Below are 18740 nucleotides of genomic sequence, written 5' to 3'. Positions count from 1 at the left end.
AACTCTAACATAGGAATGGAAGATTGATCTAATAGTTATTCATTGCAGTTTGATAACCAATTTGTTATAATCAGCTCAAATTCAAAGTTTGTTATTTTTTTCACAAAGGGTGAGGGACATGTCTAAATTAGAATCACAGGATATCTTGTGTTACATCGACAGCCTTTTGAAATACAGTAACTTTAGCAAAGCCGCCCAATCACTGTATATTTCTCAGCCCTACCTGACCAAGGTCATCAAAAAAGTCGAAAACCAGTTGGATTGTGAGCTGATCACTCGCAACAAGCTTCCATATCGATTAACCGAACAGGGAAAGATCTATTATCAGTATTTAACATCGCTCGAACATAGCTACGCCAAGCTCATGAAAGAAATTTCCTATGCATCGGATATCGGCAACAAAGTGTTACGAATCGGAATTCTGCCTAGCCTGGGTTCTTATTTGATACCCCTTTTTTTACCTGCATTTTTAAAGCTTCATCCTGCTTATAAGATTAATCTGGTAGAGGATCTGCCTGAAAAAAATGAAAAACGGCTGCAAAATGTTGAATTGGACTTCTGGATTGGACAAAATTCGAGTAGTATTTCTCCAAATCTAAACGCATTTAGTTGGGGCAAGCATAGCTACCGGGCTGTTATCCCGCGCGGCTGTGAACTGTATCAAAGAAATGTTGCCGTCATCCCGGAGGGTACGTTTGATATTGCTACCATTCTGAGTCAGCAGCTCGTTTTAACGTCCAAAGGCTCTGCCGTCCGTAAACAGATCGATCAATTACTTAGTGTGCACAAAATACAACCAAGCATCGTGATGGAAAGCAACGAAATTCACACAGTGTTGAAGCTTGCCAAACAAAATATGGGCCTGACGATCATTCCCGAAAGTGTCCGAATTGACGAGTCTGCTTCGGAATACAACATCTACCCAATCCCGATTGATAAGATGAGTCTGGACTATTTTATAGCACATCATAGCGAAAGAAAGCTGTCTAGTGTGGATCATGACCTTATCCATACATTTCTGAATCATGGACAACAATGTGCAGTGTAGGAGGAGATCCGCATAAATACTTTTACGAAAATGATCCCTCTCATGGGAACTAAGATTTCTCTATTTATCGAGGGGGAAGATGCAGAAGAGTTCGCGCAGGAAGCAGAGAATATGCTGTTCCGTTACGAGAAAGTGTTTAGCGCCAACAGTGATCACTCACAGCTCGCGATGTTGAAGCAAGAAGCCGCCTCCCAACCGCTTCAAGTCGACAGGGAGCTGTATGATCTCATCAAGATAGGCAAAGAACATAGCCTGGAGGAAGATTCTTTTTTAAATATTGCGATTGGCCCGTTGATCAAATTGTGGAGAATCGGTTTCCGCGAGGCACAGGTGCCAGAGGATGCAGAGATTAAGAAGGTACTGGCGCTCTTAAAGCCTGAACATATACAGCTCAATGATGAGCACCAGACCGTACATTTATTAAAAAAGGGGATGGAAATCGACCTGGGAGCCATCGCTAAAGGTTATTTTGCCGATCAGGTGATGGCCTTTTTCAAGAAAAACGGAGTAATCTCAGCTATGGTCGATATGGGCGGAAATGTGCTTGTTCATGGGGACTCCCCTTCGGGTTCGAGTCACTGGAATGTGGGAATACAGAATCCCTTTTTACCCAGAGGCAATGCAGCAGCAATCGTCAGTATCAGGGAGCAATCCGTCGTTACCTCAGGCATATACGAGCGTGTTTTAGAAAAGAAAGGACAGCAGTACCATCATATCTTTAGTAGCAAAACAGGCTATCCCATTGAAAGTAATGTCGCTTCGTTAACCATTATTGCGGATAGATCACTCGACTGTGACATCTATACGACAGAATTATTCGGATTAGATGCGGCCTCCATTATTCATAAAGTGAATCAAATGAAACATATCGAAGCCGCCGTCATCACGACAGATGGGAATCTGGCCTACACCGAAAGTCTACGGGGAAGAATCCAACCACTATCCAGTTAATGAATGAGGAGATTGTTCAGGCGATTCTCAGAGTGTTTCAATCAATTTCTGAATCTTAGATTCGGAGATTAAATATACAGGGCCTAAGATATCCATTTTGCCGTCTTTTACACGAATAGCACTCTCCTGCTCTGCCGCATACACATTCATCTGTTCAGATAGTGGAAACAGGTATCCTTTAACAAAAGCGCCATAGTCGCGCCTAGAATGAGATTCATAGGCAAAATGATCAAAGCTCAAACCCTCATAAATCGTCGTTGTTTCAGCCTTAGGGGTATCGTCACTCGAAGATATCCATTTTGCAGCCATATTTAATGCACCTGCACTTGCACCGATGATAATGGCATTACTATTCTTAATCATATCGGATAGTTCATATTCCGCCAAAAACTCATGCTGCTGAACAGGATATCCTCCACACATAAAAATGACAGACGCGTTCCGAATCAACTGATGAGCCTCTTCTTTCTGCATACGATAATCAATGAAGTGATATTCATCAAAAATCAGGTTAGCCTGAGTTAACCAGGTCCATTCCGTAATATCCTCAAAGTTCACTTGCTCTCCTTCATAATCAGACGGCTTAGCGCTGATCATTACAAGTGATTTTCTATCTGTGATATCCTCTTGCAATCGTTCGACCGGTTTCTCTGGAAAAAAATTATTAAACCAACTGAAATAATAGTGAGTACTCAAACTGTATTACCTCCATATGTATAATTGACCTATCTCTATACTTAAGAAAACTAAAAACATAACTCCATACTAGCATAGCATCGAATTAAATGATGAGAAATGGTCCTATCTCCGAAAAGAAGTATGTCCGTTGCCCTATTCAGACCTGCCCACCCTATAAGATAATATAGAGTATATATAAACTTCGAATAAGGGATGGGATGATCATGAGTACGCTACAACCAATTATCCATGTCTTGCAACATTCTTCTGATGAAGACGTCGTTGAACAATTTTTTGAGCACGAGCCATTAATCTGGATTGATTGGAGAGAAGACGAGGGGGACATCATCCAATACTTCAACGGTCAACTGCCGGAATCCGATCAGATCAAGTGTGAGATCATCGACATCGACAAGCCGAGAGGCGTTGATATTGTGTTAAGTTCGAACGATCGAAAGCATACAATTCCGTTCGCCGATGATCGGACTGATCGAGACAGCGCGATTCGGGCGATGCAGGAAATGATTGCTCCCCGATATCAGATTCGATGGTTTATGGAGTCTTTAGGCAACGACACGTTAGCATATCTCTTATTATCTACGGAACAGTGGACAGAACTGGAGAACCAGTTCAGCAAAGAAAAACTTGAATTCTACTTCCAGCCAGTAACAAATAAAAGCAATATGTTTTCTCTCGACATGGATGAAGTATTCACTTTAATTGAAACAAGGCAAAAAGCGCGTACCTCCGAATAAGGGATGAAAACTCGTTGGTACTTGTACACTACTCTAAGTTCCCCGATTTTTATATCAAAAACGCCATCACGTATTGTGATGGCGTTCCTTTTATTTGGGAGCCTAGTAGGTTAACCGCTTCGTCTTGACTCCACGTAGATACCCTATATTTAACAAGCTTACATCAAACTCCATAAATTATAGATCATCATTGCTGCTTCGTCACGGTTAGCCGTTTTCTTCGGTGCAAACTCATCGTTACCTACACCGTTTATGATGCCTGCTCCTTGTATTGTCTCTACCGCTTGCTTCGCATAGTTTGCGATGTTTGCTTTATCCTTGAAAGCTATAGCTTCACGATCTTGTAATTTTAGTTGCTTCAATTGGATCGCCTTGTATACCATAACGGCCATATCTTCACGCGTAATATTCTCATGAACTCCGAAACTTCCATCTGGTTTCCCGTTCACAATCCCCAGCTTCTGCGCGATTGCGATATTTCCATGGTACCATTCTCCTTGTTTCACATCACTAAAGCTTGCCGCCTCGCTCTCATCCGATAACTCCAACACATTCATCAGCATCGTGATGAATTCTGCTCTTGTCACCTGACCTTTCGGATTAAACTCGCCATCGCCCACACCCTTTACGACTCCTCTTGCTCCCAATGCCGAGATCGCATCTTTCGCCCAGCCTTGGGTCACATCCTGAAAGCTCGTTGCAACATACGCTACCGTATACTTACTTAGATCCGTTGGTTTGAACTCTACTTGACCTGTTCCTGCATTGTATTTACCATTCATCACAACTCTTAGCTCTCCGTTGCCCTTTACATCGTATACGATGATGTTGTTTGGATTCTCAGAAACCTTCAGCGTATATGGCAATGCAATCACGAGATCATCTCTACCATCAAACGCCGTAAGCTTCGTACCATCTATCGTTAGCTTGATATCATATACGACCTCACCATTCATCCTAGCTTGTGTGCCAGCTGGCAGTTGATTAGCCGCTATTTTCTTGATCGACAATCCTAACGTTTTCCCTGCGCTTGTTTCTGTTCCAAGCCGTTCGGTAGCCAACGTTACGACTACTGAGCCTGTGTTAATCTCGATGTGATCTACCTTAGAAGCTGCACTTGTTAAGCGGGGATCTACCGCTAACTCAACGCTTAACTCGTTCAAGCTTTGATCTCCTTCAAGTTGTACCTGTAGCTTATCACCTGTCGTTTGATCAAGTGCACGCTTCACTGTATCAGGACTTAGCTTCACTATAGAAGCACCGTTCTCATTAACAACTGGCTTAATGTTTATCTGACCGTTGCCCATCACAACCGGTTCACTTCCACCTGTAGAAGCTGGTGGTACTGTAGGTGCAGGGATGTTACCGACACTACCACTACCGCCACCATCTCCATTACCACTGCTTGGTGCATGTGGTGTCACCGTTACTGTAGCGCTGGATGATATACCACCATCTACTGTAGTTACTGTAATGCTTGCTGTTCCTGGTGCCGCAGCTGTTACTCGACCTGTCGCACTTACAGTGGCTACTGCTGGATTACTTGAGCGCCATTTTACTGCCTTTTTCGTTGCATTTGCCGGTGTGATCGTAGCTGTCAATTGCCCTGATTGACCTTCTACGATGGACAACGTCGTTTTGTCCAAGCTAATTCCGCTAACCGGTACCGTCTTCCCACTGAGTGCATCATACTCACTTCGTGTAATCGGAATGACCGTTCCGTGACGCGGACTAGCGGGTAAGTTGTAGTTCGAAGATAATGTCCACTCGCCTGATGCAAGATTGGTTGTCTCGAATGGAATATAACCTCTTCCACCAAACTCATCTACGAATAAATACCACTTTTCTTCTGTATTCGATTTGAAGATGGTTGGCCCCTCGACCCATTTCATGTTACCCACACCTTGATTAATCATCTTGAAGGTTGGATCTAAGATCGAGTCACCCATCTCTTGGAAAATCATCTTGCCAAATGGAGCAGTAACTCCGTTGTCTCGTTCATCCTTCGTAAAACGATACACTTTTCCATCATGTTCAATCATTGTAGTGTCAATGATGGAGTACCCATAATCCAAATATACTTTCGGTTCAGTAAACGTATGGAAATCTCTTGTCTTGCTATACATCATTTGTTGATAAGCGTTACCGGTATGAGATGCATCATCAAACATTCTTGATGCCCAAAATACGATATATTCACCTGTTGTCTTGTCGTACATGATTTCTGGTGCCCAGGTATTACCCGCTTCTTCGGGTGCAACCTCTACCATGCGTTGATCTGTCCAGTTGACGAGATCACTCGATTCCCACACCATAATGGAACGGCTACCCCACGTCTGTGCTCTGCCCCAGTTACCATTACCGTTGATTTTCAGATCGGTGGCGATCATGTAGAACTTGTCGCCTTCAGGCGAACGAATAATGAATGGATCACGTACTCCCTTCTCTCCTAAGGTAGAGGTCAGTACAGGTTTACCCTCATTCAATTCTCGCCAGCTTAACGGATCATTACCGTTACTTAGTGCAAAATAAACTTGCTCACCTGTTGAAGTACCTTCCCCAGTGAAATAGGTGAAGAAGTATCCTGCATATTTTTCATCAGCCGGCAGTTCCTTGACCTTCGCAATAAACTCCTTCGTAGCGGATGTTGAGTTTAATGTAATCGTAGCTGTAAGCTTCACGTCTACATCTCCACTACCATGGATCGGACGTTTCACTTCACCAGTCCTTGAAAGGACGTTTGGTTGAGCGGAAGCCCAAGTAATCGTTGATCCATATAATCCAGATGCCGGTAAGGAGAGATGACCTCTTACATCCTGAATGTTATGCACAACTAGTGCCGCTTTTGCTTCATCTACAGCATTGGCATCGCTCGGCAATGCTTTAACCATCAACGTAAAAGTTTTGTTCGTTGTCTCTGTACCATCTGTAAATACCGCTGTTAACGTTACAACTTGATCACCAGTTGCGTTATCTGGTCTAGTCACGACACCTGTAGTTGAGATCACATTGCTCTTATCCGTTGTCCAGCTTATTGTTGTGCCATAAGCACCTGAAGTTGGCAAGGTTACATTGCTTGTAATCGCATCTTTGGATGTATTCGAAGCAAGCAGTTCATCGATTGTTAATTTCTCTGTCGCAGCCGATACAAGCATGCCCTTCATTGAAGCAATCTTCTGATCCGCACGAGCCTTAAGGATTGTAATATCGGCCGCAGTCATAGCACCATCATAGATTTGGAAGTCTGCAATCAACCCGCCGAAGTATGGATCAGCTGTATAGAATGACTTACCGATGGTTCCACTGCTGCCTGAAGTATTTTTTATTTGTTCTAGCGTCATTCCATTCGTTGAGCCTGTTGCAACAGCAACACCGTCAATATAAATGGTTAGTGTACCATCCTTGCCTGAAACAACCGTCGTCACTACTTTCCATTCATTATTCTTTAAGCCCGTGGTAGAAGTTGAAGACTCATTATTCCAGGCATTCGTCGCGATGCCTAAACGCGCTAGACCGTTAGCATTATATCGTGGTGTGAAATACGTATAGTGCGTATTATTATTTGGCCTTCCTAGTGCGTACAACCACTCCGCAGCGTTTTTACCGCTCCAATTCACAATCGATGAAACGGTGATATCCGTTAATCCATCGAGAACTCCTTGTGGCAGCTCTACATAGGAGTCCGCCCTGCCCCCGTTAAAGCTCAGCACACCAGCATCTTCTGTACGAATCCATTCTGCCTTAGACGGATTCATCCATTTTCCGTTGAAGTTACCTGTTTGATCAATAACCGTCGCAGTCCCACGATCGATATCATTCATATCGTAGTGCAGAATGAGCTCAGCCCCGGATGGCTGCTCTACTGGGGGAGTAACGTCTTCATCTGCTAATGCTGCAATCTCTTGACCAGATAATGCACGATTATAAATACGGAAGTCATCCAATTTACCATCAAACAAACGATCAGAATTATTTCTGGATTTACCAATGTAATTCATCGTTGTTTGCAGTAACATTCTCGGTTCAACATTAAATGTCGAGCTACGTTTAACCTCTTTCCCATTCACATACAGTACTGCTTCAAATTCATCCATAGTAACGGCAACATGTTGCCAAGTCTTCGTTGGTAATAGTCCGGTATTTCGCAATGCATATTTATAATCTGATCCGAGTTTCGTGCTGTCATTGCTAAATTTTTCTGTAAAAGGGGTTACGACAGCGAACTCTAGACTACCTGTATCGCCTTGAGTACTCAAGTACATGGTGTTGCGGTTAACCTGTCTACCTGTTTCGGAAGCAAAATCAAATATTCTCTGGTTGGCTTGATTTTTGTCCATTTGAACCCATGTAGAGAACGTAGCCTTCTCCAGATTCAAAGATTGAATCAGGTTATCTGGCAGTTTCACATATCCTGTAGACCCATTAAGCTCTAGCGAAGCGCCCTTTTTACCGATGTGATCCTCTTCATTAACCGTTGCTCCACCTACCAGTGTTGCGTGATGGCCATTCCCCGAAATGTCGTTCAACGTTGTACCGTTCACTGTATTTGCATCAAATGAGTAATGTACAACTGGGTCTGGTGATGGTGCGGGTCCCTTCAAAGCATATTTCTCTTGCAAAGCATTATACTCCGCACGTGAGATTGGGATCACCGTTCCGTGCCTTGGTCCTGGCGGAAGTGCATATTGATCACTGCTTAATACATTGTTAATATATTGCGTGCTGCTATTCAGATCTGTTGTATATCGTACATGATAAGGCCATGAATCCAGGAACAGATACCACTTGTCTTGATGAATATCCTTAAATATGGTTTGTCCTTCGTTGTTTCCATTTTTTCCGATCAAGCCAAGTTTGTTATCACGTGTACCCGGAACAGCGTCGTATTGAAGGCCATTGGCAGCAATACCGTCCTTGTCATAGTAGAAATTTGGTGCTTTCTCCACATACACTTTGGTATTGACTTCTGATTTGGTAAATCGATACAACATATCGTTATGCTCAATAAACGTCGTATCAATGGTTGGAAGTGACTCATCAATCATGACCTTTGGCTCTGAAAAGTTATAGAAATCTCGTGTTGTTGCATAGTACATCACATTGTACTGACCTGCCGGTCTTCCGTTATAATCACCGTATGTCTCTGTATTTTTCATCGATGAAGCCCAAAATACGATATACTCTCCGGTTGCAGGATCATAGATTGCTTCTGGTGCCCACGTATTTCCTGCTGTCTTGGGAGCAACCTTGACCATTCGTTGCTCGCTCCAGTTGACGAGATCCTCCGACTCCCAGATCATCATGTAATGGCTACCCGTAATTTGAGCCTGGTCGAAATTCGTACTTTCACCCATTTTCAAATCGGTTGCCAGCATATAGAATTTATCACCTTCGGCTGAACGAATAACGAATGGATCACGAAGTCCCTTTTCACCCATATTCGATTGTAGGATCGACTTCCCATTGTTCAACGCTTTCCAGTACAGTGGATCTTCAGCCGTAGCGAAGGAAATCTCTTCACCACCCTCATATTCACCTGTAAAGTACGCAAAGAAGTACGCATCAAGCTGTACTGGCGCAGCTGCTTTTTTAACGGTAAGATCAAACGTACGCTCTTTAGAAGCTGAGCCATTTGTAATTGTGGCTGTTAACTTAACGGGTACCTCCGTAGCTTGGCGGCTTACCCACCCTAACTGTGTAGCATTACTAGCCGCTTCAGCCGTGCCTTTAACAACGGTAGGTCTGCTAGACGTCCACGTAATGGTGGAGCCTTGTTCACCCTTAGTCACAAGACGTAAATTTCCTTTAACATTGTCTGCATTGTAGATCTCTAATTGTTCAGCATCCAGATCAACCTTTTGCTGGTCATCAAATTGCTTCAAGATCGTAACAGGGAATACAGCCGATGTAGATACGCCTTGATACGTTAATGTAGCCGTTAGCTCTGCTTGAACATCGCTTGACTGAGCATTTGGACGTTGTACAGCGCCACTGTTAGAAATAACTGTAGGCTGACTGGAACTCCATGTGATACTTACACCGTTTTTACCGCTTGTTGGTAAGGTAACATTTTTCGTTATTTTATCCGCACTCTGATCTGCCTCGTCCAAGTAACGATCTATGCTAAGTTGATTCGCTGCATCATCAACAGTAAGCTGACGTATTTTCGAGATGTGAGTTACGGCTTCTTGTTGATATAACTCGCCCACTTCTTGCTCCGTCAACGCACGGTCATATACTCGGAAATCAGCTACGCTTCCTTGAAGATATGGATCGTTCGCGAAGATGGACTTGCCGATAAATCCAGAGAACGTAGAATCTGGATTAATGATGTCTGACAGCTTTAGTCCCTTCGTATTACCTGAAGCAACCTTGACTCCATCCACAAATAATGTGATCGTGTTGCTGGCTTCGGAGAAGGACACCATTACATGCTTCCACTGTCCAGCGATCAGATTGGAGTTTGCGCTACCTGTCACTAACGCTTCGTTCGGCCAGCCATTTCTAGAAATACCTGTAGCAATCATATTGCCCGCTCCGCTACCGTGACGTGGAGTTACAAAAAAATACTTGTTTGTTTCCGGTGTTAACACTGTACCCAGACCGAAAAACCAGCGATTCGTACCATCATTCGTCCAGTTCACGATGGAAGATACGGTAATCTCATTCAGACCTTGTAATAGATCTAGTCCATTGGAGCCCTTAGGAATCTCAACGTATCCACTATTCGATGTAGAGCTCCCACCATTGAAGGAAATAAAACCAACCTTACTGTTAGAAATGAATTGTCCATTATTTGCATTTTTAAATATTCCATCAAATGTAACTTGTTTGTTGGCGACATCCTTCAGTACGAGTTGACCATCTACTTCTGCAGTGGTTTTCATGTTGTAATGAAGAATCAGATCATCATTTTGCGACTTGGCTTGAACGTTAATAGCGGATACAGCTGTAAAATCTCCATCTTTCGTTTGTACCGTAATGGTGGCTGTCCCTTCACTAACCGCTGTAACGTTACCTGCCGAATCGACATTCGCTACACTGGAATCACTCGATGTCCAGGTAACTTTTTTATTGGTTGCATTCGCAGGTGAAATTGTAGCCACGAGTGTCTCGCTGTCCCCTACTGATAAACGAAGTGTAGATTCATTAAGAGATACACCTTTAACAGTAACTTGTTCAATAGAGTCATCCTTAGGCAACAAGGTGACGATAAACGCCTTCGTTGCTTGGCTCCCACCCAAAGAAATGGTTGCCGTTAACGTCACTTGTTGCTCCATTTCTCGTAAAAACACTTCCCCCGTTGGGCTAATTGCACTTTCATCACTGGAAGACCATACTATCGATGCGCCATATTTATTGACAGAAGGAAGTTCAAGAGATTCGGTAACGGCAGATATGTCGCCTAACGTTAGCTCTTTTTTGCTTTGTTGAACTTGCTTTTCATCGAGCGATTGTTGATATACTCCAGCGATATCATCACTACTTAATGCCTCTCCGTAAATTCTCAAATCTTGAAAGCTACCCGCAAAAGTAGCATCCCCTAAATAATTGGAGCGACCGATGTAAGCTTCCAAATCCGTACCAAAGCTTGCTGTTGTTTTCTCTTTGGAGACGGTGCCTATACTTACTCCGTTAATGTAACCTGTAATAGAGTCTTCTGTAATCACTGTTGTATAGTGAACCCATTGACCTTCATATTGTGACGTAGAAGTGCCTGTTACGCCTATCTCCGTCGTCCAAGGCTGATCAACATTATTGCCATCTGTAAATACGGACTTAAACTCACCACTTGGATTGGATGGATTAAACAGCCAGTAATTCGTTGGCAACTTATTTTCAGCCTCTGGCGTACCGTAGAATAAGGCTGCGTAGTTCCCACGTCCAGTGTTACTCTTCATCCATACGGAGATCGTTGTGTTTTCTTGATGGTCGAACAAACCCGTAGGAAGTTGCACGTAGTTCGTAGTACTATCGGTCCCTCCAGGCAGAGTAAGACCATCGGCATAAGTGATATTGCCTACAGCCGTCCCATGCTTGCCATTACCTGATGTATCCAACACATCTTCAAGCAATGGATAATGCGCCAACATCGTTGGTGTAATTGGGTCAGCTGAAGCTTGATTTTTAAATGGCATACCAAAACTAAAACAGCTACTGAAGGTCAACAGTAAAACCAAAGTGATGTTTGTCATTCGCTTTCGCATAGCATTCTTCCCCTCATTGAATATTCAGAAGCACACAAAACCATAGCTCGCTTTCAAACCAAGACCCCTTCACTCAAGAAACTAGAGAACCACCCCAAAATGAATACGCTTACATTTTTTCATATTACGTGTTCCGATATTTCAATTCAATGTACTATCATGTTAATAACGTGGACTTTTTTATTTCAATTTGAAATTTGATTTGGATTGAAGCATTGTCCCTATTCCTCGAATCAATCGTTTTTATTCCAATATATACTTTACATTGAAAATAAAGGATTTAACTCTAGATAAACATAATATATATAGTTGGGCGCTTATAAACTTGATAACGCTTCCAAATACGGATGCGAGTAAACCATGAGCGCACCGGATCAAAAAATAAGGAGGATTGCATCTATGCCAAAACGATTTAGAAAAATGCTCGCGTTCCTTTGTTGCTTGGTAATGGTGGCCTCGCTAATGCCTACGAGCTACGCTGCCGACAGTGACAACATTGAGAGCTCAGCAGTAACAAATGAAACAAAGGCCGCCATTTTTGGCACTCCCGAACTCGGGTCAAACGACCCACTCTGGAGCCAAACTATGGAACATCACATCAACAAAAGCACGGTGCCCACCGACCCAAGACCCCATGCCACGGGCACAGCCAGAATCCTCTGGGATCACGACTACCTGTATGCCCGCGTAGTTGTGAATGACAGTAATCTTTATCAGGGAGCTGGCGGAGATCACCGGTATGACAGCCTGGAGTTTTATGTGGGTACCGGAACCAGTGGCTCTAATCAATGGCGTGTCAGCGCGACGGGTGTGTTTTCAGGGCAGGCCGCTCCTGGCAGAGCTGCATGGACCCAGATTACGGAAACTGGATATATCGTGGAGATGAGAATACCCAAAAGAAACTTGACCTTACAGGAGGGAAAGATTACCTTTGAGGTCTACATTAATAACTCAACGGAAAACGGCGGTGACCGCTATGAAGTCGTTTCCTCTTTTGGAGTACCCGACGCGGCTTATACTAGCTCTGATTCATTTACAGACAGCCTGCAGCTTATCTCAGCCAATGAAGTGGACACTAGATTATCCATTACCGCCACTGCCGGACCGGGCGGCTCAATCATGTCGAACCCACCCGGCGATGTGCTGAGAGTAGATCGGGGCTCTAACAAAGAAATAACGTTTACCCCCGATTCCGGTAAAGTTGTGGATACGGTAACGGTAGATGGCGAGATTGTGACTCTATCTTCTGGCTCTTATACCTTTTCGAATATTGAGGCTAACCATACCATTCATGTGACATTCAAGAACGATCCGGACGCAGGGGTACTTCCCTTTATCGTATGGAATGACAACTTTGCCAGTGGCGAGTACACAACGGCTGTTATCATTGATTTAGGCGAGGGAAAGGCGGCGTTAGGCTCCGCGCTTAATCCGGACTTGTTCGCCTTATCGGTTAGGAACACCACCCTGAATGGTGAAGCGGTTACCTTAGAAGGACCACGCAAGATCACAAGGGTATATGCTAATGATGAACCGAAGGTACGCGGCTATGTGGGGCCGGTTAGCAATTCACCAGATTATCAGGACGGACTGGCGAGCGGGCGTTACATCGTCGTTGAGTCTGAGTTTTATTCAGAAAGCGGCGGCAATACAACACTGGACGGCAGCAGTAACTCAACAAAGCAGGTTTACACCCTCAGCCCAAAGGGTGAGATCGTGCTGACAGAGGGGAATGCACTTCACAACGTGGTTTTTGAGCAAGAAAAAGTTGTGAATGCCATCCTTGATAAGTTCACAACCTTCACGGATAATTCGGTCAATCGCTCGCTCTACCTTCATAAGGATGAAGACGGTAACGTGATGAAAGGATTGCCGTTATATGTGTACACCCACGGCATGTCACGCGGCGGCACAAACGCTGCGGCAGACCAAAAAGCGGCCATGAAATCTGCCAACGGCTCCGTCGCTCTAATGAAAAAAATGGCCCAGAATCCCGAAAAATACGCCAGCCACATCCTGAATATTTCCTATAATGGCGTTTCTGTTCCCTCCACACAGAATGTTAAGAAGGTCATTGACGCCCTGATCTCCAGCGGCGAAGTAGATCCTAATCGTGTCTACGCAGCAGGCTTCTCCTGGGGCGGACAGTATACGAACAACTTAGTTAACAGCTATCCCGGCTTCTTCGCTGCCGCCGCACCTATGGCTCCGGTAAGCGGTTCACCGAACGCTAACTCCAATAACGCACACAATAACTTGGCCTATTGGATGTTTTTGAATGCTCATAACGTTGGTGGCTACCAGACTAACCTCAATAACTTCATCAATAACAATATGCCAAAAATGATTAACGCAAGGGCTTCACGCTTTGAGAGTAATGAGGTACTTACGTGGCCTTACAATCAATTTGATCAGCCTAATCTGAGACCTAATCCTGCCAACACACCTGTTCTGGCGGATTATATAGCGCATGAAGTTGAAGCGGCTGTTCTCTACAACGAGATAACGATGGGGACTTGGAGTATAGCTCCCACGGCACAATCTTCTAACTTGCCGGCCTGGAACAATGACTACACAGATGTCTTTGATTGGATGTTCGCGCAGCGAAAACCGGTCGTGCCCGGAGCGCCGAGCGGATTCAAGGCAACAGCGGGTGACGGACGGGTCACCTTGAGCTGGTCTGCTCCTGCTGACAACGGTGGTAACGCGATATTAGGCTATAAGGTATGGTATGGCAACGTACCGCCAGTCACATTGGATGCGGCGGAGACCAAATATACTTTCAATAACCTGACAAACGGCCAAAGCTACAGCTTCAAGATCATCGCGTTGAACGCGAAGGGCGATGGAGCAGAGATCAGTGTGACGGCCATGCCAACAGCGGCGACAACTCCTACCGTGCCTGGTTCTGGTGGAACTTCCGGTAATACAGGCAACATTGGTAACACAAGCAACTCCGACAGTACGGGCACCGGGACAGATAACGGAATATCAAATTCGAACTACACCCTGACTACACCGAAGGATAAACCCGCTGTCACGGACAAAAATGGAATTACCACCCTGCCCGGTGGCGGCAAGATTTCAACCAAAGGCGAGATCGAGATCACGGTACCAGAGGGTACAACGATAGACTCTAACGGTAAGGTGACTATTCCGGCGGACAAGATCGCCCAAGTGACGCTACCTAGCAGCAAAGGCACAGTGACCATTTCTGGTGGATCGACAATCGAAAACGACGGTACGGTCACTGTGGGTGGCAAAGTAGCCAACGTGAACCTGCCAAATGACAATCAATTGCATATCCATGAAGGATCAAAGATACGGGGCGACGGTACGATATTGATTGGACCGGACGGAGCAAAAGTCGACTTAAACAGCGGCTTGTCGCTAAACATCCGTGAGGCTACGGTGCTTGCATTCAATGATGCCACCTCATTGGGCTTCCTCATACGATCGGGCAATCCTTTTAGGGATACCACCATGGATGACTGGTTCTACAGTAACGTAAATTCCGCTTACACATACAACCTTTTCAACGGCACGACTTCTACATCATTCTCACCTAGCACCGGAATGACACGTGCAATGTTCGTGCAGGTACTAGCCAATCTGGAGAACGTAAAACAAACCGACTATAGGAGTTCCCGCTATAGCGACGTGACGGACGGACAATGGTACACGGCGGCAGTCGAGTGGGCGGCAGAAAAAGGCATAGTCAACGGTTTAAACGCCAATCTGTTTGACCCTAATTCTCCGATGACTCGCGAGCAGATGTTAGTGATCCTTTACAACTACATGCAGTACAAGGGCTATCAAATACCTAAAAGCCAGTCTAAGTCCTTCACCGACGAGAATGAGATGAGCTCATGGGCATTGGAGGCCGTTAAGGTGATGCGGAGCAACGGTGTTGTATTAGGCAATTCGGACAATCTCTTTGCTCCTAAAGCCACTGCTACCCGCTCTGAAGCAGCTACTCTCTTTGTAAGGTTCATCGAACACTTGCATAATTGAAAGCGCGTACAGGATGATACGCTCCTTCTGGCTAAGCAACATAACTAAAGTCCTCCATTGTAGAGGACCATTTTAAAAACGTCTTTTCTTTCACTTCCGATAAGAAGACAGACTTACGGAGCAATCCATCAAAAAACGCCATCACATTGAAGTGATGGCGTTTCTCTTGAACGGGAGCGGTCATTGGATTGAATTCATTAACGCGTAGAAATATTGAGGTTCATGAGTTTTATTAAGACGATACCATGCATCTAATGTTTCTGGAGAAAATACATCTAGCGCTCCTAAAACATGAACAGAAAATTCAAGTGGAGCTACTCCGGAAGCGGTGATCAGTTTTCCATCCGTAACAGCAACGTCCAATTTGTAATATTCTTCGCCTGTGTAAGACGGACAAATCATTTTAAGATACGCTAGATCATTGCTTGTATGCGAGCGGGAATCTAACATGCCTGCTTGAGCAAGTCCTATGGAAGCTCCGCAAATCGCTCCAACTACGATCCCTTCCTGTAAACACATCTCGGCAAATTTTAATATGGGCCTGTGAACATCCTCTGTCCATGTGTTTCCCCCAGGTAAAATCAATGCATCTACGCTTGTAATGTTGCACTCATCCACTGTAATATCAGGTGTTATTTTCAACCCACCCATTGTAATTACTTGAGTGTTTTCGAGCCCAACAGTAACGATTTGTACTGGAGCCAGTCCCTTTCTAAAGTATCTTCCTGAGTTTAGCTCAGCAGTTAAATAACCTATCTCCCAATCGGACATGCTGTCAAAAACATAAAGATATACTGTGTTTTTCATTTTGAATTTCTCCCCTTTTCTTATCTATCAAGGACTACAATCCATCGATAATCACTGACTATTTCATTATAAAATAGCTTCACTGACATCCGCTGTCAGTGAAGCTATTATTGTTGATAATATTCCATTAACTCTGCTGCAATAGCCACAAGTCTGTCTTTCACACTCTGGGGTTCGATGATTCGAATGGATTTACCATAGGATAGAAGAAAATAAGGGACAGAATTATGAATGGATTTTTTTTCAAATAAAAAGATGGCTTGATTAGATATTCGCTCTTGCAGATGATGACCGAAAAACCAATGCATGCTTAGTTCATCTAACGCTTCCGGCCTGCCTTCGATCCTTAAAGAAATTAACCCTTCCTTCCCCACAAGATCAGGTAACAGGTTTTTCATAAAAAAATCACGGCTAGAAAAAGCTTCAGGACGCTTAAAAATGAGTTGAGTACGCTTGATTCGTAAAATCCGATCTACTCGAAAACTTCGTATTTCATTTCTTCGGTGGCAAAATGCAACTGTATACCATTTATTGTTCCAGTAAACGATTCCATACGGATCTATCAGCCTGTTCTTTGGCTTCTCTTCATGGTTTGTACGGTAATCTATCTCTACAGTGATTTCCTTTTCAACAGCATGCTCCAATTCCGCTAATACGAGCTGACTCGAAGGGCTGGCCATGCGGTTTATCACTTCAAATCCAGATAATTGTTGGTTTAGTGTGCTCTCCTGTTGCTCATTCGAATACATTTTCAACTTGGCTGTCGCATTCTCTAATGTCTCAGTCAATGGATATCCGGCTTCTTTTGCAAAAACAGCAGCATGAAGAAGTGTCTTTTTTTCTTCCATATCAAATAGCAGAGGCGCTCTGATAAAATGATTCAGCAGACTATATCCACCATGATGACCTGCATCGGATATGATCGGCACCCCACTAGAACATAGTGCATCAATGTACCGATAAACGGTTCTTATATTCACTTCTAACTTTTCAGATATTTGCTTTGCAGTCAACTTCTCTCCCGAATTCAACATCCATAGAATGGCTAACATATTATCTTTTTTCGGCATAAGCAATCCTCCCCCATTTCATCATATTAGGAATTCCACCTGCGTCAATTGATTTTCACAAAAACAAAAAAACGGCATTTCTGCCGTTTCTCGTCACACACTCTTATGGAGCCTAGGGGGATCGAACCCCTGACCTCATCGCTGCCAGCGATGCGCTCTCCCAGCTGAGCTAAGGCCCCAGGATATGATGTTACATCTTGTCCAGCACTGCTAAAAACTCATTTTACAGGCGACTTCTATATCATATAAAATCCCTTCTGGACTGTCAATACCCTTCTGAAACACCGAAATCTATGGAGAAGAACATTCATGTTACGAGCACACACGGTATATACCAGATGCAGCTCCGGATTGCTCTTCTCCTTTTCCCCACTACATTAGTCCTCCAGATCTTCTTTGGACAGCAGTGATTTCAGTTCTTTCATGAACATGTTAATGTCTTTGAACTGGCGGTACACAGAAGCAAATCGCACGTACGCCACTTCATCAACCGGAAACAGCTGCTCCATTAACAGCTCGCCGATCTGGCGGCTCTCCACTTCAGCTTCAGCTGTGTTACGCAGTGACTTCTCCACTTCAGATACCATCATCTCCAGCGTTTCTACAGAGACCGGACGCTTCTCACACGCACGGATCAAACCACGGAGAATTTTGTCACGGCTGAACTCTTCCCTGCTGCCGTCCTTCTTAATGACGATCAACGGTGTTTCTTCAATCATTTCAAAGGTTGTGAACCTTCTCGCGCACTGCTCGCATTCGCGGCGGCGGCGGATGGATTTCGATTCATTCGCTGGTCTGGAGTCCAACACTTTGGTACCTAAATAACCACAATAAGGACATTTCAACTTAGATCACTTCCCACTTTTACTTTTTACCACATATTCCCTGAGCATATTTTGTAATGAAAATCGCATTCGCGACACATAATACTTTTACCAACCCGCGAGGAGGTGAACAGCAATGGCACAAAGCAACGGTAACTCCAACAACTTGGTTGTAACTAAAGCTTCCGCAGCCCTGGAGCAAATGAAATATGAAGTAGCTCAAGAACTCGGAATCAGCATCCCACAAGATGGGTACCAAGGTAACATGACTTCTTACGAGAACGGTTCGATCGGTGGATACATCACGAAGCGTCTGGTAACAATTGCAGAACAGCAATTGGCAGGTCAATACCAATAATTATCTGCATCGTAATACGTTACACAGA

General features: G+C 44.2%; 10 protein-coding genes and 1 tRNA gene. 5 read left to right on the top strand and 6 right to left on the bottom strand.

What is annotated here, in order from left to right:
* Positions 1-118 precede the first annotated feature (118 nt).
* On the top strand, positions 119-1048 hold the full coding sequence (locus ACT89M_RS09790; RefSeq protein WP_154886706.1) for a LysR family transcriptional regulator: 930 nt from the start codon (positions 119-121) through the stop codon (positions 1046-1048).
* Between the two features lie 42 nt (positions 1049-1090).
* Entirely contained in the window at positions 1091-1999 is a 909-nt protein-coding gene (locus ACT89M_RS09785; protein WP_261769173.1) for an FAD:protein FMN transferase, read from the top strand.
* Between the two features lie 27 nt (positions 2000-2026).
* Here ACT89M_RS09785 and ACT89M_RS09780 read toward each other — a convergent pair whose 3' ends face one another.
* Positions 2027-2695 (bottom strand): Type 1 glutamine amidotransferase-like domain-containing protein, encoded by a 669-nt coding sequence (locus ACT89M_RS09780; RefSeq protein ID WP_487345215.1) that lies wholly within the window; start codon positions 2693-2695, stop codon positions 2027-2029.
* A 206-nt stretch (positions 2696-2901) separates the two neighbouring features.
* Here ACT89M_RS09780 and ACT89M_RS09775 point away from each other — a divergent pair, with 206 nt between their 5' ends.
* On the top strand, positions 2902-3432 hold the full coding sequence (locus ACT89M_RS09775) for a glutathione reductase (RefSeq protein ID WP_154886711.1): 531 nt from the start codon (positions 2902-2904) through the stop codon (positions 3430-3432).
* A gap of 158 nt (positions 3433-3590) precedes the next feature.
* Here ACT89M_RS09775 and ACT89M_RS09770 read toward each other — a convergent pair whose 3' ends face one another.
* Positions 3591-11639: an immunoglobulin-like domain-containing protein gene (locus tag ACT89M_RS09770; RefSeq protein WP_487345214.1), complete on the bottom strand. Its 8049-nt coding sequence runs from the start codon at positions 11637-11639 to the stop codon at positions 3591-3593.
* Between the two features lie 399 nt (positions 11640-12038).
* Here ACT89M_RS09770 and ACT89M_RS09765 point away from each other — a divergent pair, with 399 nt between their 5' ends.
* Positions 12039-15653, top strand: a complete 3615-nt coding sequence (locus ACT89M_RS09765) for an S-layer homology domain-containing protein (protein ID WP_308722099.1) — start codon at positions 12039-12041, stop codon at positions 15651-15653.
* Positions 15654-15833: 180 nt separating this feature from the next.
* Here the strand turns inward: ACT89M_RS09765 and ACT89M_RS09760 are convergent, their stop codons facing one another.
* From ACT89M_RS09760 to nrdR, 4 genes are all read right to left on the bottom strand, one after another.
* Positions 15834-16460: a type 1 glutamine amidotransferase family protein gene (locus ACT89M_RS09760; protein ID WP_308722100.1), complete on the bottom strand. Its 627-nt coding sequence runs from the start codon at positions 16458-16460 to the stop codon at positions 15834-15836.
* 107 nt (positions 16461-16567) lie between these two features.
* On the bottom strand, positions 16568-17530 hold the full coding sequence (locus ACT89M_RS09755; protein WP_308722101.1) for a helix-turn-helix transcriptional regulator: 963 nt from the start codon (positions 17528-17530) through the stop codon (positions 16568-16570).
* A gap of 106 nt (positions 17531-17636) precedes the next feature.
* Positions 17637-17709, bottom strand: a tRNA-Ala gene (locus tag ACT89M_RS09750).
* 198 nt (positions 17710-17907) lie between these two features.
* Positions 17908-18375, bottom strand: coding sequence for a transcriptional regulator NrdR (gene nrdR / locus ACT89M_RS09745; RefSeq protein WP_090920285.1), 468 nt, complete (start codon positions 18373-18375; stop codon positions 17908-17910).
* Between the two features lie 115 nt (positions 18376-18490).
* On the opposite strand from nrdR, the gene ACT89M_RS09740 reads away from it, so the two are divergent.
* A complete protein-coding gene (locus ACT89M_RS09740) occupies positions 18491-18712 on the top strand; it encodes an alpha/beta-type small acid-soluble spore protein (RefSeq protein WP_017689472.1) in 222 nt (73 codons plus the stop codon).
* Positions 18713-18740: the final 28 nt, after the last annotated feature.

The organism is Paenibacillus sp. NN59 (assembly GCF_057597225.1).
This window is presented reverse-complemented; position numbering and strand designations above follow the sequence as displayed.